We start from the raw sequence: 18,259 nt of genomic DNA on the forward strand, positions 1-18,259 counted from the left end.
CCTTCGCCTTGAACTACGCAGAATAGCGCTTTCGTTTCGTCATCTCAGGTCAGTCCTTCGTCAATCGCTAAAGCTTAGCAACTGGTCCGAATTCCTGCGACCACCTCTCGTGCAGCAGGTCGGCAATTTCCGGCCTGCACGAACCGCAATTTGTTCCGGCACCGATAGCCGCGCCAATGGCATCCACGGACATCAGTTGGCGGGTTTCAATCGCGTCAAGGATGGTATTGATCCCGATGCCAAGGCATGCACAAAGAATTGGCCCCTGATGCGGGACATCGGCCTTCGGACGTCCGGTCAGGACATCTGTGGCTTCTGTTCCGGGAAGATCCGCCAGATAGTCACGCATGACTGCCACCGGCGTGCGCGAGATGAAAAGCGCGCCGATCAGCAAGCCATCATCATGCAGCACGACGCGCGCAGTTCCGCGTTTTTTGTCAATGATGGTCGCCGCATCTGCGTTCGGACAGGCGAACAGGCGTTTTACCTCATCCTCCCACGCGGTGATCGGCTGTGCACCAGCCAGTTCGGCACGATAGCCTTGTGCAGTTTTGACCTGTGCCCAATATGTGCTTTGTAAGGCCATTGCGTTGCATGATACAGCAAAGCCGTACCATGCGGCATCGAAGCGGGTGATCGACACGACGCCCGCTTTGCTTTCCGGCTGGCCCGAGACGGGATCAGTCGCGGCTGCTACAAGCCTATCTATCCGTGCCGACGGGGCCGTTTCGCCAGTCCAATGGATTGGCGCAAAGACCTGTCCGCTGTTCACTGTATCGGTAATACGCGCCCGCAGGATTGCCGTGCCTGACGGGCTGGAAACAGAAACCAGATCCGCAGGTGCGACAGCTAGCCGGTCGGCATCTTCGGGGTGGATGTCGACGAACGGTTCGGCAAGATGCGAAGACAGACGCGGGCTAAGGCCCGTTCGTGTCATGGTATGCCACTGGTCACGCAACCGTCCGGTGTTCAGGCGGAACGGAAAACGCGGGCTGGTGCGCGCTGCGGGTGGCTGCCATGTCACCGGCAGCAGGCGGGCCTTTCTGTCGGAATGGAAAAAGGCACCATCGGCAAAAAACCGGCCACCGTTCCGGTCGGGGGAAATCGGCCAGCGTTGCGGCTCAAGCTTTTCGTATTCGGTGTTTTCCAGCGTAGAAAGGCCCGAAATATCGAAATCACGCCCGAACTTGCGGGCCGCACCGGAGAGGGCGGCATATTCCCTCAGGATTTCAGCCGGATTGGTATAATCGAAGGCCCGTTCGAACCCCATTCTGCGCCCGACCTCGGCCAATATGGCCCAGTCGGGGCGTGCTTCACCGGGTGCGGGCAGGGCTGCGCGTTGGCGGCTGATGGTCCTGTCGGAATTTGTCACAGTGCCGTCCTTTTCGCCCCATGCAGTCGCAGGCAGCAGCACGTCGGCCAATCGCGCTGTGTCGGTGACCGCGGTGATATCGCTGACGACAGTAAAGGGGCAGGCGGCGATCGCGTCGCGGACGGCATCCGCCTCGGGCATGGTGACGGCGGGATTGGTGTGGATAATCCATAACGCCTTGATCCGCCCGTCGCCGACGGCGCGGAACATATCGACCGCCTTCAGACCCGCCGCGTCCGGCATCATCGGCGCGTCCCAGAATTCCCGCACCATTGTCCGATGGCTGCTGTTCTCAAGATCCAGATGGCAGGCAAGCATGTTGGCCATACCGCCAACCTCGCGGCCGCCCATCGCATTGGGCTGGCCAGTGACAGAAAACGGACCGCAACCGGCAGTGCCGATCCGGCCCGTGGCCAGATGGCAATTCAGGATTGCATTGACCTTATCGGTCCCCGAGGTCGACTGGTTCACACCTTGGCTATAAACGGTGACGACCTTTCCGGTGCCAATCCAAAGGCGGCAGAATTCGTCCAGCTGGGCGCTGTCCAATCCCGTAATCGCGGGATCGTCCTTGCGTGCCGCATCAAGGGCCGCTTGCAGGCCTGTCGTGTGCACGCCGAAAGTATTGTCCACGGCACCGTTTTCATGGATCGCGACCAGAAGCCGGTTGAACAGTGCGACATCCGATCCCGGCTCCAGCGCCAGATGCATGTCGGCCCCGTCACAGCTGGCGGTGCGGCGTGGGTCGATGACCACAATCTTTGTGCCACGCGCATTTTTTGCGGCCAGCAACCGTTGGTATAAAACCGGATGGCACCACGCAAGGTTCGACCCGACAAGAACGACCAGATCGGCCTGGTCTATATCCTCATATGTGCCGGGTACCGTATCGGTTCCAAAAGCACGCTTATGTCCCGCCACCGAGGAGGACATACACAAACGCGAATTGGTATCGATATTGGCCGAGCCGATGAAGCCTTTCATCAGCTTGTTGGCAATATAGTAATCTTCGGTCAGCAGCTGGCCCGACACATAGAAGGCGACGCTGTCGGGGCCATGTTCGGCAATTGCCTTGGAAAAGCGGTCCGCGACAAGTTGCAGCGTTTCGTCCCATTCTGCGTCCTGACCGTTAACGCGCGGGGCCACCAAGCGATGGTCCAGTCCCACCGTTTCACCCAATGCTGACCCCTTGGAGCAGAGACGCCCGAAATTCGCCGGATGGTCGGGATCGCCGCGCACATCCAACCCGCCGTTGCCGTCGGGGCGCAGAAGAACACCGCAGCCCACGCCGCAATAAGGACAGGTCGAACGGATTTCGGGCAGTCCGGCACCGTCCATCATGCAGCACTCCGCCCTGTCAGTTGCAGGCTGTCGATCAGCACGCGACCGGCCTCGGTCCGGATTGGAAAGGTTGTGATTGCGGCATCTTCACCACGGGCTTGTCCGGTGTTCAGATCGAAGACCCAGCTGTGCAACGGGCAGGTTACGGATTGACCATGCACGATCCCTTCTGACAGTGGCCCGCCCTTATGGGGGCAGCGGTCCATAGCGGCAAAAACCTCATCCGTGTCGGTGCGGAATACCGCAACACAGCCCACATCTGTTTTGATTTTGCGTGCGCCGCGCAAGGGGATGTCATCCAGCGCGCCAATGTCGATCCAGCTCATTCTGCTGCCTCCAATGTCAGATCTGCCAATGGCTGGAATTTTTGCGCCTCTTCCGCGTGCTCGGCCCATGGGTCCTTGCGATAGATGGTCTGGGACAGTTCGAAGGCGGCAACTAGCCGTGCACGTTCGTCAAGGTCATCAACGACACGGGATTTGACCCAATCGAGGCCAACTTTTGCGACCCATTTATAGGGACGGTCCAGATATTTGGCGTTTTCGCGATAAAGCTGGACGAAGGCCAGCGTCAGGTCGATGGCTTCCTCTTCGGTGGTGACATCAGCCAGACGTTGGGTTTCCTTCAGATCCATGCCCGCAGCGCCTGCCACGCCGACCTGATAGCCACTGTCGACGCAGATGATGCCGACATCCTTACAAGTCGCTTCGGCGCAGTTGCGCGGACAGCCGGACACGGCCAGTTTGACCTTATGCGGTGTCCATGACCCCCACATGATCTGTTCCAGCTTGATGCCAAGACCGGTGCTATCCTGCGTGCCAAAACGACAATGATCGGTGCCGACGCAGGTTTTTACAGTCCGCAATCCCTTGGAATAGGCATGGCCCGATACCAGTCCGACCTTGTTCAGATCGGCCCACATATGGGGCAGATCCTCACCCTTGACGCCCAGCAGGTCGATGCGCTGGCCACCTGTCACCTTGACGGTGGGGACATTGTATTTGTCGGCAGCATCCGCAATGGCGCGCAATTCCGCAGGGTTCGTGATGCCGCCCCACATGCGCGGCACGACGGAAAATGTTCCGTCCTTCTGGATATTGGCATGCTTGCGTTCATTGACGAACCGGCTTTGCGGATCATCGCGGTATTCCAGTGGCCAATCCGCCAACAGGTAAAAATTCACTGCCGGACGGCAAGAAGGGCAGCCGTTCCGCGTTTTCCAGCCCAGTTCCTGCCAGACGGCTTCTTGTGACTTGAGTTCCTGCGATTTGATCAAACGCCGCACATCCTCATGCGTCAGATCGCAGCAGCCGCAGATGGGTTGGGCATTGGGCATCTGGAAATCATCACCAAGGGTGACCTGCAACAGCTGTTCGACCAAACCGGTACATGTCCCGCAAGAGGCGCTGGCTTTGGTCTGCGCCCGGACGGCCCCAAGATCGGCTGCGCCCCCCTGGATGGCATTGACGATGGTGCCTTTGCAAATGCCGTTGCAGCCGCAAATTTCCGCCTCAGGCGGCAATGCTGCAACGGCTGACAAAGGGTCCACCGAGGCACCCCCCTGAAGCGCCGGACCGAAGATCAGCGTGTCACGCATATCGTCGATATCGGTTCCGTCCTTGATCAGGCCGAAGAACCAGTTGCCGTCAGCGGTATCCCCATACATGACCGCCCCGATCAGCCGGTCGCCTTCGATCACCAGACGTTTGTAAACCCCGCGCGAGGGGTCGCGAAAGACGATATCCTCCCGTCCGGCACCTTCGGCAAAATCACCTGCGCTGAACAGATCGCAGCCGGTGACCTTCAGCTTGGTGGCAGTATCGCGAACGATAAAGGCATCGGATTTGCCCAACAGGGTGTGGGCCAGCACTTTGGCCTGTTCGTAAAGCGGCGCCACCAGTCCGAACAGCTGTCCGTTGAATTCCAGACATTCCCCGACCGCAAAGATATCAGGGTCCGAGGTTTGCATCTGTGCGTCCACCTCGATGCCGCGGGCAACTTCCAGTCCCGCGTCATTGGCCAGACGGGTTTCGGGCCGGATGCCGACGGCCATGACCACCAGATCGGCGGGCAGGGTTTCGTCGTCGGCCAGCAGCACAGCCTCGACCTGATCCTGCCCCAAGATGGCCTTGGTGGATGCTTGCGTCTTGATGGTAATGCCACGCTTTTCAAGGTCGCGACGCAGAAGATAGCCGGCAGCCTCATCCAGTTGGCGTTCCATCAAATGACCCATCAGATGCAGGACGGTCACTTCCATTCCGCGTTCGGCAAGACCTGCAGCCGCTTCCAGCCCCAAAAGCCCGCCGCCGATGACCACCGCTTTGCCACCCTTGTCGGCAGCCTTGATCATGGCATTGGTGTCATCAAGGTCACGATAGGTGATGACGCCTGGCAGATCCTTGCCTGGCACCGGAATGATGAAGGGGGCGGAACCGGTTGCAATGACCAGCTTGTCATAGGGAACGGTGCCATTCTGGCCCTCGATGATCTTGCGATCGCGGTCGATGCGGACGACGTGTTCGCCAAAACGACAGGTTACACCGTGGCTTTTGTACCAGTCATCGTCATGGGTGACGATATCGGCATAGGTCTTTTCCCCTGACAGCACAGGCGACAACATGATGCGGTTATAGTTGCCGCGCGCCTCGGCGTTGAACAGGGTGATGTCATAGGCGTCAGGCGCGGTCTCGATCAGGTGCTCGATCACCCGACCCGACGCCATGCCGGCCCCGATGATAACAAGTTTCTGTGTCATAGCTTTACTCCGCTGCCACTGGCGTCTGGGGGGTTGGCTTTGATTTCGGTTTGGCGCCGTGTTCGTATTCCTCCAGGAAATCCAGAACCTCCTGCCGGTAGGCATAATAGTCGGGGTGTTCCAGCAGCGCCTTTCTGGTCCGGGGACGCGGCAGATCGACCTTGGTAATCTTGCCGATGGTGGCCTGCGGGCCGTTGGTCATCATCACCACGCGGTCAGCCAGCAGGATCGCCTCGTCGACGTCATGCGTGACGCAGATGGCAGTGACCTTGGTGCGGGACCAGACCTCCATCAGGACTTCCTGCAATTCCCAACGTGTCAGGCTGTCCAGCATGCCGAAAGGTTCATCCAGCAACAGCAATTTGGGTGACAGGGCAAAGGCGCGGGCAATGCCGACCCGTTGCTGCATCCCGTTCGACAGATCGCAAGCGGGCTTTTCCATGGAATCGGCAAGACCGACACGTTCCAGATAATATTCGACAACATCCTGTCGTTCGGTCTGACTGGCTTTGGGATAGACCTTGTCCACACCGATTGCGACGTTTTCACGGGCGGTCAGCCAGGGAAACAGGTTCGGCGACTGGAACACGACAGCGCGTTCGGGGTCAGCACCCTGCACATGGCGGCGATCCAGCGTGATCGCGCCCTTGCTGATGTCGGTCAGGCCTGCGGCCATGCCAAGCACGGTCGATTTTCCGCAACCCGAATGCCCGATCAGGGAAATAAACTCGCCCCGATCAATCTTCAGCTCGAAATTCTCGACGACAGTCAGCGGGCCTTTGGGTGTAGGATAGACCTTGTGCAGCTGGCTGAAATTAAGGAACCGGTCCGAGGCAAGGCCCTTGCGCGCATCTTTCACTGCTGCGGGCAGGTCGTGCAGCGGTGTGACATTGGGCAGGCGGCGGGTGCCCTCGACCTTGGCCTCGACGCCAACATCCATCAGATAGCGGGTCACATCCGCACGCAGGCGCTTGAACCGTTCATCCGTATTCATTGCGGAACGGTCGCGCGGGCGCGGGATCGTCACCGTGAATTCCTGCCCCAAGGTTCCGTCAGGGTTCAGGGCAATGATACGGTCGGCAAGGATGATCGCCTCATCCACATCGTTGGTGATCAGAACGCAGGTCTTCTTGTCGGCGTCCCAGATGTGTTCGATTTCATCCGCAAGGTTGGCACGTGTCAGCGCATCAAGCGCACTCAGCGGTTCGTCTAGCAACAGCATTTCGGGTGACATGGCCAGCGCACGGGCCACGTTGACCCTTTGACGCATGCCACCCGACAATTCGGCAGGCCGACGGGATGCCGCATGGGACAACCCGACCATATCGACCAAATGTGCGACTTTTTGCGACTTCTGGGACTTGGACAGTTGCGGAAAGACCGTATCGACTGCAAGGCGGACATTGCCGTTGACGGTCAGCCAGGGCATCAGCGAATAGCTTTGAAAGATCACGCCGCGTTCGGGTCCCGGTCCGGTCACCGGCTGGTCCTTGAACGTGACGCGGCCTTGGGTCGGCTGGTCCAGCCCCGCCATCAGGTTGATCAGCGTGGTCTTGCCAGTGCCCGAAAATCCCAGCAGGACAAGGAATTCACCGGCTTTTACATCAAGGTCGATGTCTTTTAACACTTGGGTGGCACGGGTGCCGGACCCGAATGATTTCGATACGTTTTCGAACTTCAGAATACCCATATCGATCACCGGTTATTCGTAAAGGTGAACAGCGATTGCAGCGCGAACATCACCCGATCCAGCAAAAAGCCGATGATCCCGATGGTCAGCACCGCCACCATGATTTTGGCGAGCGAGCTTGAGGAGCCATTCTGGAATTCATCCCAGACAAATTTGCCAAGACCGGGGTTCTGGGCCAGCATCTCTGCAGCGATCAACACCATCCAGCCGACCCCAAGGCTAAGACGCAGGCCGGTGAAAATCAGCGGCAGGGCAGAGGGCAGCACCAGTTTGGTGATCTTGGTCCAGGTGTTCATCTTGAGAACTTTGGACACATTCACCAGATCACGGTCGATCGACGCGACCCCCAGTGACGTGTTGATCAGCGTCGGCCACAGTGAACACAATGTGACCGTGATGGCCGAGATAATGAAGCTTTTGGGCAAAAACCCGTCATTCGATGTCGCCACCGCCGAGACGATCATCGTCACGATGGGCAGCCACGCCAAGGGTGAGACAGGCTTGAAAATCTGGATCAGCGGGTTCAGCGCCACATTGGCCGTGGGCGACAAACCGGCAGCGATGCCCAAGGGCACAGCAATGACCGTCGCGACCAGAAAGCCGAAGAACACCGTCTGGATCGAGGTCCAGATCTGCTCGTAGTAGCTGGGCGCACCGGTATAGGCGACGGTTTTCACCTCATCCGCACGGTCGGCCTCGATCAGGCGCTGGTTGCGCTGTTCGACCATCGCCTCGAACTTGTCACGCTTTGCGGCTTTGGCTTGTGCGTCTGCATGCAGATTGACAGCTTCTTCCCAGACCATGCCAGGACCGGGCAATGCCCCAAGCGAGGTTTGGACCTTGGGCGCCAGTGCCCCCCACAGCAGCAGGAATGCCATGATCGCCAATAGCGGCACCGCCAGCAGACGCCAGATTTCCTTGGTTTGCGCACGTGGGTTATCCCCCGCGGCTGCCTTCAGAATGGGTGTCATCCATGCCAGACCAAGGACCTTGAACCATTTGTCGGCTGTATTGATGCGGGTGAAAAGTCGCGCACGCCGCGCTTCGCGTTCGGCCGTTGCCGAGAAATTGGGATCGACGGTTGTCATGAAAACAATCCTTTCCGGAAGGGCTTGCACAGATGGCTGGATGAAACGGTCAAATTGCGATCAACCGGCAACTTCTGTGCCCTTGACGATCTGTTGGCCTTTCAAACCGATCGGAAGGCTTTCCAGATAGGCGTTGGGGTGATGGCCGTCATAAGGAATGCCGTCGATGATATCGCCCGAAGGGGTCGGTGCCTTATATCCATCGCTGTCCCAAGGGAAATCAGCCTCGTTCGCCAGACCTTCGTCGACCAGCATCCGTGCGGCTTCCAGATAGATGTCGGGCTTATAGACGCTTTGCGCGACCTCGTCGTACCAGCTGTCGGTTTGGGGTTCGGCGATCTGGCCCCAGCGGCGCATCTGCGTCAGATACCAGACGGCGTCGGAATAGAAGGGATAGGTCGCGTTATAGCGGAAAAAGACGTTAAAGTCCGGAATGTCGCGTTTGTCGCCTTTTTCAAATTCGAAAAAGCCGGTCATCGAATTTGCGATGACATCGTAATCGGCGCCGACATATTCCGAACGGCTAAGGATTTCGACCGCTTCTGGCCGGTTAGCGTTGTCGTTCTCATCCAGCCAGATGGCGGCACGGATCAGCGCCTTGGTCACCGCCAGAGTCGTATTAGGATATTGCTCGGCAAATTCCGCCGTAATTCCGAACACTTTTTCCGGATTGTTTTTCCAGACCTGAGAGTCGGTGATGACCGGAACGCCGATACCTTTGAAAACGGCCTGCTGGTTCCACGGTTCACCCACGCAATAACCGTTGATGGTGCCCGCTTCCATCGTTGCGGGCATCTGCGGGGGTGGCGTTACCGAAAGATAGACATCGGCCCCGATCTGGCCGCTGACATTTTCAGGGCTGTAATAGCCCGGATGCAAACCACCGGCGGCCAGCCAATAGCGCAGTTCGTAGTTATGTGTCGAAACAGGAAAGACCATGCCCATGTTGAAGGGCTTGCCCTCTGCCTTGAACTCCTCGACCACGGGGGCCAGTGCGTTGGCGGAAATGGGGTGCTGGGGACGGCCATCTTCCATCTTGGGAATATGGGGCAGCATCTTGTCCCAGACCTCGTTCGACACGGTAATGCCATTGCCGTTCAGGTCCATTGAGAAGGGGGTGACGATATGTGCTTTGGTACCGAAACCGATGGTCGCGGCAAGCGGCTGTCCCGCCAGCATATGCGCGCCGTCAAGCTGACCGCCAATCACTCCGTCCAGCAGAACCTTCCAGTTCGCCTGCGCTTCCAGCGTGACAAACAGGCCTTCGTCCAGAAAATATCCGTTTTCATAGGCGACGGCCAAAGGTGCCATATCGGTCAGCTTGATAAAGCCGAACTTCAGTTCGTCTTTTTCCAATTCAAGCATATCGGCATAGGCGGGGCTGACCAGCGTGGTGACGGTGGCAAGGCTGAACAGAAGCTTTCTCATTGCTTGTCCTCTTGGTAGGCCCGGACAGGAATGGAACGCCGGGGAAAACGCAAAAAAGGCCGATCACTGACCACCGGATATCCGGCGATTAGCGAGCGACCTTGCTCAGTTATTCCCACTCGTTGGGAACGAATTCCTATCGGCCCACCCCGTTGCAGGTCGATATCCTTAGGTTGCGTATTTTCAGCAATTACACAAAGCGGATGATGCGATTTACGTTGGAATAATGTGAAATTGGGCTGAAACCGCCTAAATTATCAACTTTCGGGCTTGGATGGATCAAAAATTAGACCATCGAAGAACGCATCCGGCAACAAGCTAAGCCGTCCATAGGCGGATGCGACGGGTGTGGGGTGACGAATCGCACCTTCAACCTTTTCGGATGCGCCGGGTAAATCGAAGCCTGCTTTTGACAGGTGGCGTCGATGCAGATCCGACCGGAATACCAGCGCAGCCTCTTCAGGGTTTCCGGCGGTTGTCCGTGGATGTATTTTGCCAAGCTGATGCATGATCCATTTGGACTGGCTTCGCCAAGGAAAGGTCGCCGCGCCTTTGTGGAATTCAAGAAACCGCTCGACATGGCGTTGTTCGCCGCGCCCCGAGATGGTCATATTGCCTGACAGCGCCCGATCGATCAGTTCCGCAGAGACATCCAGATAAGCTTTGCGCGACAGTATCTCACCTGCCGTTGCACGACTGTCGGGATTGGACAGCCATCGCCCGGCCTGCCAGACCGCCCGCATCAGGCGTCCCAGAAGATCGGGTTCTGTTTCGGCCCAATCGGTCCGGACGGCCAGCACCTTTTCGGGGGCCAGATTCCAGATCGCATTTCCGGGCAGTAATAATGCGCCCGCGCCCTGTTCGACGGCGACCGATCCCCAAGGCTCACCCACGCAAAATGCATCGACATCACCGGCCGCCAAGGCACTGGCCATCAAGGGCGGCGGCACAGTCCGGATTTCGATACCATCCGCACCAAGGGCAGTTCCTGCTGCCCAGTAACGCAGCAATTCGACATGCATTGAAAAGGGGAAGGGCACACCGAACACCAGCGGACGGGTCGCGACCTTGGCCAATGCCTCGGCGGCTTTGACCGGTTCGGCGAAATCAAAGCTGTAACCCGTAGCGCGCAGCTTGTCTTCCAGTTCGCGCCCGACACCGATGACATTGCCGTTCATCGACAGAACCGACACGGCCGAAATCGCGGTCGAGATGCCGCCCAGACCCATTGCCATGGCAACCGGCACCGGCGACAGAAGATGTGCCGCATCGACCCGACCGAAGGCCAGCATATCCCGAACTGATGACCACGACGGAGCCGCGATCAGATCAAGCGAAATTCCTTCGTTTTCGGCAAAGCCCATCTCTTGTGCGATGATCAGGGGTGCGGCATCGACCAGCGGCATATATGCGATCGAGAGTTGCACCGGCTTCATCCCAGTAACCCTGATGCTGTCACCAGTGCTTCCGCGACATCGGCAACACGGCGTCCCTGATCCATGGCGGTTTTACGCAACAGGGTATATGCCGCATCTTCGTTGATGCCCTTTGCCTTCATCAACAGACCTTTAGCGCGGTCAATGACCTTGCGTTCCTCAAGGGCGCGTCGGGTTTCGGCCAGTTCGCTGCGCATCTGGCGTACCATTCTGAACCGCGCAATGGCCGTATCCATGATGGGCTTGATCCGTGCCGGAGACAGCCCGTCCACAACATAGGCCGAAACGCCGGATTCAATGGCCGCCTGTGCCAAACCGCCGGCTGCACCGGAAACAAACATGGCAACAGGACGGTCCAGCGGGCCCGAGGCAAGGGTCAATTCCTCCATCATGTCACGTGTGGGATTGTCGATGTCAATCAGCACTATATCGGGCGCATGGGCCGCGATTTTGCGCGCCAATCCGCTGGAGTTGCCGATCACCACCACGTCGCAATCATCCGTCGCCTTCAGCGCGTCGATGATCGCCAATGCGCGATCCCGATCCTCTTCCACGACAATAACGGTCAATCTGGCGCTCATGTCCATGACATGCGACGGGGGAGTGCGAACGGCAATAGCGGTCGTACCGAATTTTCGACAAGGGTCGAAAAACTGCCGGTTAACTGCCTGTGGTTTTGGCATATACGGGAAAGCGTGGATCGGATGTAACCGCCTTCGCCCCAGCGGCCACGTGGACTTATTCCGGCTTAGGCGCGATCGACCATGATCCTTTTGCGTTATTTTAGCAGTGTGTGATGACTAACCCGTCAATTTCGTGGATATTTGTCGAATTCGCTGATTAAGATTTCGATTGCCCGTTTTCTTTACCTTGGTCAGCTAAAGAAAACGGGCAATCATAGGCCTTTGCAGGCAACGACCTGTTGTGATCCGTTTACAGATCGTGATCGTGCAAGATTGATCCGATGACAACCACCGCCAGAATTGCAGGAACCAGAAGGTCCAACTGCGGACCGTGGGGTTGTGCGGGTGCAGTAACCACCTGAACCGGTTGAGGCGCAGGGTTCGGCATCGGTTGCGCCTGAGTGATCGCAGGCGCAAGCAAGGCAGCCGATAGTGCAATAGTAGTGATTGTTTTGCGCAAGAAACTGTTGCGTTGCTTCATACTGACAGCGTCCGCCCTGTCGCTGCCGATACCGCGTGTGTCTGTCTTCGGAGTATAAGATTGATAAAGCATATCGATTTTCCAGTGATAAGGTTATTCCGTGAGTAACCACAGTTCTGACCGCTATCTGAGGAGCAGGGATGGAGCGAATGTGCAGATAATGAAGAAACAGAATTAAAAGTTGCGAGTGTTTCGAATACCGCAAGCGATCATCATTTATCCGCCCCGCTGGGATGAACGGTTTCATAGTAAACGCGAAGTTTCAGGTCCGTCGCGGCGGCCTCGTCAACAAGGATGGTCGCGTGTCGGTGCAGTTGCAAGGCAGAGGCTGGGCAGGCGGCGCTAAGGGGCCCCTCGATCATTTTTGCAACTGCATCTTTCTTCGCGGCGCCCGTCGCAAGTAACAGGATTTGTTTGGCATCCAGAATCGTACCGATGCCCATGGTGATGGCGGTATCTGGAACCCGCTCGTCCTCACTGAAAAAACGCGCATTCGCCGCGACGGTGCTGCGGGTCAGCGTTTTAATACGCGTGCGTGATGTCAATGAGGATGTCGGTTCGTTAAAGCCGATATGCCCGTTGGCCCCCAACCCAAGCAGCTGCAGGTCAATGCCGCCAGCCTGCAGGATTGCATCCTCATAGCGGGCAGATTCGGCGTCCGGGTCAGGCGCATCACCGCGCGGAAGATGCGTGCGGGCCACGGGAAGCTGAAGTGCCGCGAACAGATGCTTTTTCATATAGCAGTGATAGCTTTGCGGATGATCGGGATGCAGGCCGATGTATTCATCAAGATTGAAGGTTGTGATTCCGCTGAATGCCATCGGGTGTTGTGCAAACGCAGACCTCAGGGCGGTATAGACAGGTTCCATCGTCCCCCCGGTCGCAAGGCCCAATACGGCTTTTGGCATTGTCGCAACGCGGGTCATAATCCGCCGCGCGGTTTCAAGACTTGCGGTTTGCGCGTCGGGAAAAATCAGGATCTTCATGTCGGTTCCTTGGATGGTGCCTACCCATTGTCGCATACGGGTTGTACCAGATTGGCCAATATCCGGAACGCCCCGATGACCAGTTTGTCCAGTTGGGGGCGCAAGACAATACCGCTGTGGGTGTGCTGGCTTTTTTCGATCCTGCGAGAAAACGGGGGGCAAGTCGCGGCGCCTCGTCCTTATCGGCTATCGACTGCATGGAGTGATATACGGGAGACCATTCGCAGGCGAAATAGTGGCAGCGCTCTTTGTCCCACCCGTCGAAATCAGCCGCGGTGATCGCATTCGGAACTGTCATAAGTATATGTCCTGGGCTGGGGATGCTGACCTTGGCATCAAGGAAAGGTGACGCGCGACCGGAGCGATCGTGTTCCGTTTTTTGACACGCGGGGCGGTGTCACTTCAACATCCGAACATAGATTAGGCCCGTGATCCAACGTAACAAAATGGCCACCGTGGGCGATAAAGCCATAAATACGCGTTGTCGCGTGTTGCAGATATGGCCGGCTGAAGGCAGCGACGCTAACGACAACTGTCGTATAATACAAAAAATGCTCGGCCGGCGCGATGCGTTCTAGGATAGTAACGTCCAGCCTCTTTTGTCCAACTGGACCTGTCGCGGTTTGATGCAGCTTCTTTGATAGCATTTGCCGCAACAAAGGAGACTTACTATGGGACTGAAACGGACGGACGAATTTTGCCAAGATGCAGTGCGTAGCGGGCTGACACGCAAACAGGTGGCTGACGGTCTCGGTGTCGGTATGTCGAGGTCCATCACTAGAGCATAGCGCATTTTTCTAGCAATTGACGCGCTTCTCAGTATCAACCGTGGGGGTATGGTTACACGCAATCAGATATTTCTCGGTCTGGCTAGGTTTGCTGAGGTCGGCCAGTGTCCGCAATCATTTTGCTGCAAAAATGTAATTTTTATTATGTATATTGAACGATAAGTTAACGCCAATAATGCAACATATGGCTTTCGAAGCTTTAATAACCTTGATGTACTTAAATCGTTTTCGTTCACGTGTGTAGCGCATGTTAGATGGCATTTTTCTACAGCCACGCCCAATTTCCAGCCGATGGCCGAATGCTTCTATTAAGCGAGGCAATAATGTGTCGTCTTGTAAATAGATACAGTTGTTAGAAGCCAGCTGCTTGGCCATCCTTACGTGGGTCTGATTCGGCAGCATATCCGCCGTCGGGCAGGCGGTGCACCAATTGCGCACCACCAAAGCCGAAGGCGTTGTCCGGCGTTTCTATCATGATTTTGTGTCCCAGTACGCGCAAGCCTTTAATAATTTTTTGCGACATCGTGCGACATCGAGGGTTCGCAGGCGATATTCAACCCATCCAACATCCGCCATCGCGGTGCATCGGCTGCGGTCTGCACGTCTTGACCCCAGAGTTGGGTGCGCAAGAACAATTGCACATGGCCCTGCGCCTGAATAGGGCCGCCCATCATGCCAAAGGCCATCTGCGGGGCGCCTTGTTTCATTGTAAACCCAGGAATGATGGTGTGAAAGGGGCGCTTGCCACCGAAGACGCAATTGGGATGACCAAGTGTTGTGGAGAAGCCTGCACCTCGATTTTGTAGCGAAATGCCTAGCCCGGGAACGACGACACCTGATCCGAAGCCTGCGTAATTCGACTGGATAAAACTGACCATCATCCCAGAAGCATCCGCCGTGTTCAGTAACACAGTGCCGCCCCGTTTGGGCGCGCCAACGCCATGATCCAATGCTTTGTCCAGATCGATCAGCGCAGCGCGATCTTTGAGATAAGAAGGTGCCAACAGGGTCGTTTCATCCACATCGACCATGTGATCGCGATCAGCGACAAACGCATGAAGGTCACTGTAGGCCAGTTTGATGGCTTCGATCTGGAGGTGTATCGCGGCCGGATCATCGGGGCCGTACTCACGGATTGCGGTATGTTCCAGAATGCCAAGCGCCATAAGCGCAGCAATACCCTGCCCGTTCGGGGGGCATGTAGCTCGACATCGCCAAAGGCTTGATTGACCGTACCACACCAGTCTGGCCGATGAGTTGCAAGGTCTTGGCGTGTCATCGTGCCGCCGTTGGCTTGCAAAAATGTGATAATCTCGTCAGCGATTTCACCCTCGTAGAAAGCTCTACCACCGGTTCGTGTAATAGCCCTCAATGTGCGGGCAGCACCTGGGTTGCGGAACTGCTCTCCAGCTTTCGGAGCACGGCCCTTCGGCAAGAAGGTTTCGGCAAATCCAGGTTGGTCGTCTAATAGTTTCGCGCCGTTTTTCCATAGCTTTGCAATAACAGGCGAAACAATAAATCCGTTTTCAGCATAACCAATTGCGGGGGCCAGTACAGTGCCAAGATCAAGCGAGCCAAACCGCTGTGACAACGCCACCCAAGCGCTGACGGCACCGGGCACCGTGACACTGTTGGCACCGACCATCGGCATACCGTCCGGAAAGTGGTCAACTGACCAAGCTGCAGGCGCGCGACCTGATGCATTTAATCCGTGCAGTTCTGCACCGTCCCAAGGATGCAGAATGCATCTGAGCCCAGTCCGTTACCCGTGGGCTCGACAATAGTTAGCGCTGCGGCGGTCGCAACGGCCGCATCGACTGCATTGCCCCCTTGTTGCAAGATATATAGCCCCGCTTGAGTGGCCAACGGTTGAGAGGTGGTGACAATATTGTCCGCTAACACCGCAGAACGGCGCGATACGTAAACAGGATCATGGCATAGATGCATCGTGAAGTCCTTCTTACGGGTGGGCGGTAGTGCGTAATATGTCATACAGTGCAACGTCACGGTCAAAGGTCTCGGGGCCGGAAGTGTGTCCGGCCCCTCATATCTTTCAAATTTCGGCGTTCTTGACTAACGTACCGGTGGCAGATCCAAAGCCGACGCGTGCACAGCCGTCGCGCAGGGCAACGCCGCTGATGGTCAGGCTGTCGCCATCTTCCAGAAATCCGCGGCTTTCTCCATTTTTTAACGTGATAGGCCGAGTGCCGCGCACCGTCATCTCGGCGAAGCAGGCGCAACTGTCATCTGTGGCACCCGATGCAGTGCCGCTGGCAAGCAGATCACCGGTCCGTAGGTTACACCCGTTGCTGGAATGGTGAGTGACCATCTGCGAAAACGACCAGTAAAGATGTTTGAGATTTGTCAGTGTTATACGTTCTGCCGGTACATTTTCAGCACGCATGGCAGCGGTTTGGATCGTTGCTTCAAGAGTGATGTCCAGCGCACCAGTGTCTTGTGCAATTTGGGACGCAAGATGCGGTAGCGGGGCTGGTTCATTTGAATGGCGGGGCTCCATCGTCGTTCGGAACGGGCGAATCGCTTCTTCAGTCACAATCCAAGGCGAAATCGTGGTCGAAAAGCTTTTTGACAGGAATGGACCAAGCGGGGCTCCTTCAAACCTTTGGGTGTCACGTAGCGACCAGTCGTTGACAAGGCAAAAGCCAAAGATGTGTGCATCGGCATTTTCCACCGCAATAGGTGCGCCAAGCTGATTTCCACATCCAATATAAGCGCCTACTTCCAGCTCGAAATCGCATTTCGTCGTGGGGGCAAAGGACACGATATCATCTTCGACGGTCTGCACGCGAGGACGGGTTATGTCACCGTCCAGCCGGATCGAGCTTGCGCGGCTGTGATAGGCGATGGGCAACGACATAAAGTTTAGCGCCAGAGGAGCTTTATCTCGCATCCGCGAAAAGTGATGCCGCGACGTCAGGAAATCGGTAAAATCGCCAATATTGGCGGGAAGGTGCAAGTCCGCGTCCTGCATTGGAACAAGCGCATTAATAATGTCGAAATCTGATGCACTGTCCGCATCTAGCAGATCGAAAAGCTGTTCGCGAAGCGCGGAAGCCGGAGCATTCCCCAGTGCCATCAGTGCGTTCAGCGTTGGGCCAGAGCAAGCAGCCTGCGCAGCCACTTCTGCCTCACCACTTAACGCGTTATTTTCCAGTAGGACCGCGAGATCGATAATCTGATCCCCGATCGCGACCCCTGCAGAGGGTGAAGATCCATTGACGCTAAAAATGCCGAACGGAAGATTCTGAATTGGAAAATCGCACTGTGCATCATTGGCAGCATTGACAACGCACTGGCGCGAAGAGTCGTGAGTTTTGTTCAGGCTCATCATCGTGGTTCCTTTGGCTCTTCTGCATATAATGTGGGTTGGGGATCAGTCTGATAGATCCGACGAAGCGTTGAAAAAAGATGGGTCCGGTTAAGGTTGGTTGCGTGGTTGAGATCGCGGGCAAGTACCGCATCAGCCAATTCCTTGTGATTGGCGATATAATGATCCGGATCAGACCAGGTGGTCATAAGAATGCGGCGATACCGGAACGCCTGACTGTAAAGATTGTCTGCTAGTTGAATAAGGCGCGGCGAACCGCAACCTGCCAAAAGCGATGCGTGAAACTGCCGGTGCAGGCGGTCAAGCTCGTGGTGCTGTTCGCCAAAATTGCTGCCGTGCCGTTCTACGAAAAGGCGCAGGCGGTGCATCTGCGCCAGAACTTCTGCTTCCCATTCATCACCGCCCCGTTCCATGGAAAGGCGAATGCCTTCACATTCGATCAACAGCCGTGTGTTGGTAATATCACGCAAATCTGCTTCGCTTAGCTCACGCACGAAAAAACCGCGCCGACCAGAAGCGACGATCAGGTTTTGGGATACCAGTCTGGATAATGCTTCACGGATCGGCGTTGCGCCGATTTCATAGGTAGCAACCAAATTCGAGATTCCTAGCTTTACCCCCGGCGATAGTTTTCCCGAAAGAATATCGTGATGAAGCCGTTGGACCGCTTGCTCGGTCAGAGTCACGCTTTCTGCGCCTGTGTCTTGTTGCGCCATGAAAATTTCCTGCCCTGCACTGACCATCAACAGCCTATCGATTAGACTCTAGATAATAGATCAGTCAACATAAAATATTTAAATTAATATTTTATCGATAAAAAGTTGACAGCTAGGTTTGTACGCGCTTCTTTCAAAGCAAGCCG

At 56.4% G+C, this 18,259-nt stretch carries 15 protein-coding genes and 1 pseudogene; all 16 read right to left on the minus strand.

Features of this window, described 5'->3' with window-relative positions:
- Positions 1-67 precede the first annotated feature (67 nt).
- Complete coding sequence (locus DWB67_RS15370; protein ID WP_119808487.1) at positions 68-2,710, minus strand: nitrate reductase; 2,643 nt, start codon at positions 2,708-2,710, stop codon at positions 68-70.
- Complete coding sequence (gene nirD / locus DWB67_RS15375) at positions 2,710-3,039, minus strand: nitrite reductase small subunit NirD (protein WP_119808468.1); 330 nt, start codon at positions 3,037-3,039, stop codon at positions 2,710-2,712. Before nirD ends, DWB67_RS15370 begins: the two co-directional genes overlap by 1 nt.
- On the minus strand, positions 3,036-5,468 hold the full coding sequence (gene nirB / locus DWB67_RS15380; RefSeq protein WP_119808469.1) for a nitrite reductase large subunit NirB: 2,433 nt from the start codon (positions 5,466-5,468) through the stop codon (positions 3,036-3,038). Before nirB ends, nirD begins: the two co-directional genes overlap by 4 nt.
- Before the next feature lie 4 nt (positions 5,469-5,472).
- On the minus strand, positions 5,473-7,158 hold the full coding sequence (locus tag DWB67_RS15385) for an ABC transporter ATP-binding protein (RefSeq protein ID WP_182911605.1): 1,686 nt from the start codon (positions 7,156-7,158) through the stop codon (positions 5,473-5,475).
- 5 nt (positions 7,159-7,163) lie between these two features.
- On the minus strand, positions 7,164-8,246 hold the full coding sequence (locus DWB67_RS15390; RefSeq protein WP_119808471.1) for an ABC transporter permease: 1,083 nt from the start codon (positions 8,244-8,246) through the stop codon (positions 7,164-7,166).
- Positions 8,247-8,306: 60 nt separating this feature from the next.
- The gene (locus tag DWB67_RS15395; RefSeq protein ID WP_119808472.1) at positions 8,307-9,674 is read right to left on the minus strand and encodes a CmpA/NrtA family ABC transporter substrate-binding protein; all 1,368 of its coding nucleotides are present in this window, start codon (positions 9,672-9,674) and stop codon (positions 8,307-8,309) included.
- A gap of 257 nt (positions 9,675-9,931) precedes the next feature.
- Complete coding sequence (locus DWB67_RS15400; RefSeq protein WP_119808473.1) at positions 9,932-11,110, minus strand: CmpA/NrtA family ABC transporter substrate-binding protein; 1,179 nt, start codon at positions 11,108-11,110, stop codon at positions 9,932-9,934.
- Positions 11,107-11,691, minus strand: a complete 585-nt coding sequence (locus tag DWB67_RS15405; protein ID WP_119808474.1) for an ANTAR domain-containing response regulator — start codon at positions 11,689-11,691, stop codon at positions 11,107-11,109. The genes DWB67_RS15400 and DWB67_RS15405 overlap by 4 nt, the downstream gene beginning before the upstream one ends.
- 352 nt (positions 11,692-12,043) lie before the next feature.
- Complete coding sequence (locus DWB67_RS18075) at positions 12,044-12,181, minus strand: hypothetical protein (RefSeq protein WP_182911606.1); 138 nt, start codon at positions 12,179-12,181, stop codon at positions 12,044-12,046.
- Between the two features lie 305 nt (positions 12,182-12,486).
- Positions 12,487-13,260, minus strand: a complete 774-nt coding sequence (gene nagB / locus DWB67_RS15415; protein WP_119808476.1) for a glucosamine-6-phosphate deaminase — start codon at positions 13,258-13,260, stop codon at positions 12,487-12,489.
- A gap of 902 nt (positions 13,261-14,162) precedes the next feature.
- Entirely contained in the window at positions 14,163-14,423 is a 261-nt protein-coding gene (locus DWB67_RS18080) for a hypothetical protein (protein WP_182911607.1), read from the minus strand.
- Positions 14,401-14,571, minus strand: a complete 171-nt coding sequence (locus DWB67_RS18425; protein ID WP_255418707.1) for a hypothetical protein — start codon at positions 14,569-14,571, stop codon at positions 14,401-14,403. Before DWB67_RS18425 ends, DWB67_RS18080 begins: the two co-directional genes overlap by 23 nt.
- Positions 14,552-15,792, minus strand: a pseudogene (locus DWB67_RS18660) (gamma-glutamyltransferase family protein). Before DWB67_RS18660 ends, DWB67_RS18425 begins: the two are co-directional and overlap by 20 nt.
- Entirely contained in the window at positions 15,753-16,040 is a 288-nt protein-coding gene (locus DWB67_RS18440; RefSeq protein WP_370453600.1) for a gamma-glutamyltransferase, read from the minus strand. Before DWB67_RS18440 ends, DWB67_RS18660 begins: the two are co-directional and overlap by 40 nt.
- Positions 16,041-16,101: 61 nt before the next feature.
- A complete protein-coding gene (fahA, locus tag DWB67_RS15425; protein WP_182911608.1) occupies positions 16,102-17,397 on the minus strand; it encodes a fumarylacetoacetase in 1,296 nt (431 codons plus the stop codon).
- Positions 17,397-18,113, minus strand: a complete 717-nt coding sequence (locus DWB67_RS15430) for a GntR family transcriptional regulator (RefSeq protein WP_182911609.1) — start codon at positions 18,111-18,113, stop codon at positions 17,397-17,399. The genes fahA and DWB67_RS15430 overlap by 1 nt, the downstream gene beginning before the upstream one ends.
- Positions 18,114-18,259 lie beyond the last annotated feature (146 nt).

The organism is Paracoccus sp. JM45 (assembly GCF_003590715.1).
Lineage (GTDB): Bacteria > Pseudomonadota > Alphaproteobacteria > Rhodobacterales > Rhodobacteraceae > Paracoccus.

Bases quoted from the DNA above. Each gene is read 5' to 3' on its own strand.
- DWB67_RS15430 (WP_182911609.1), bottom strand. From the start codon at position 18,113: ATGGCGCAACAAGACACAGGCGCAGAAAGCGTGACTCTGACCGAGCAA.
- nirD (WP_119808468.1), bottom strand. From the start codon at position 3,039: ATGAGCTGGATCGACATTGGCGCGCTGGATGACATCCCCTTGCGCGGC.
- DWB67_RS15405 (WP_119808474.1), bottom strand. From the start codon at position 11,691: ATGAGCGCCAGATTGACCGTTATTGTCGTGGAAGAGGATCGGGATCGC.
- nirB (WP_119808469.1), bottom strand. From the start codon at position 5,468: ATGACACAGAAACTTGTTATCATCGGGGCCGGCATGGCGTCGGGTCGG.
- DWB67_RS15390 (WP_119808471.1), bottom strand. From the start codon at position 8,246: ATGACAACCGTCGATCCCAATTTCTCGGCAACGGCCGAACGCGAAGCG.
- DWB67_RS18075 (WP_182911606.1), bottom strand. From the start codon at position 12,181: ATGCCGAACCCTGCGCCTCAACCGGTTCAGGTGGTTACTGCACCCGCA.
- DWB67_RS15385 (WP_182911605.1), bottom strand. From the start codon at position 7,158: ATGGGTATTCTGAAGTTCGAAAACGTATCGAAATCATTCGGGTCCGGC.
- DWB67_RS15370 (WP_119808487.1), bottom strand. From the start codon at position 2,710: ATGGACGGTGCCGGACTGCCCGAAATCCGTTCGACCTGTCCTTATTGC.
- DWB67_RS15395 (WP_119808472.1), bottom strand. From the start codon at position 9,674: ATGAGAAAGCTTCTGTTCAGCCTTGCCACCGTCACCACGCTGGTCAGC.
- DWB67_RS18080 (WP_182911607.1), bottom strand. From the start codon at position 14,423: ATGGCCAAGCAGCTGGCTTCTAACAACTGTATCTATTTACAAGACGAC.
- nagB (WP_119808476.1), bottom strand. From the start codon at position 13,260: ATGAAGATCCTGATTTTTCCCGACGCGCAAACCGCAAGTCTTGAAACC.
- DWB67_RS15400 (WP_119808473.1), bottom strand. From the start codon at position 11,110: ATGAAGCCGGTGCAACTCTCGATCGCATATATGCCGCTGGTCGATGCC.
- DWB67_RS18425 (WP_255418707.1), bottom strand. From the start codon at position 14,571: ATGTCGCAAAAAATTATTAAAGGCTTGCGCGTACTGGGACACAAAATC.
- DWB67_RS18440 (WP_370453600.1), bottom strand. From the start codon at position 16,040: ATGACATATTACGCACTACCGCCCACCCGTAAGAAGGACTTCACGATG.
- fahA (WP_182911608.1), bottom strand. From the start codon at position 17,397: ATGAGCCTGAACAAAACTCACGACTCTTCGCGCCAGTGCGTTGTCAAT.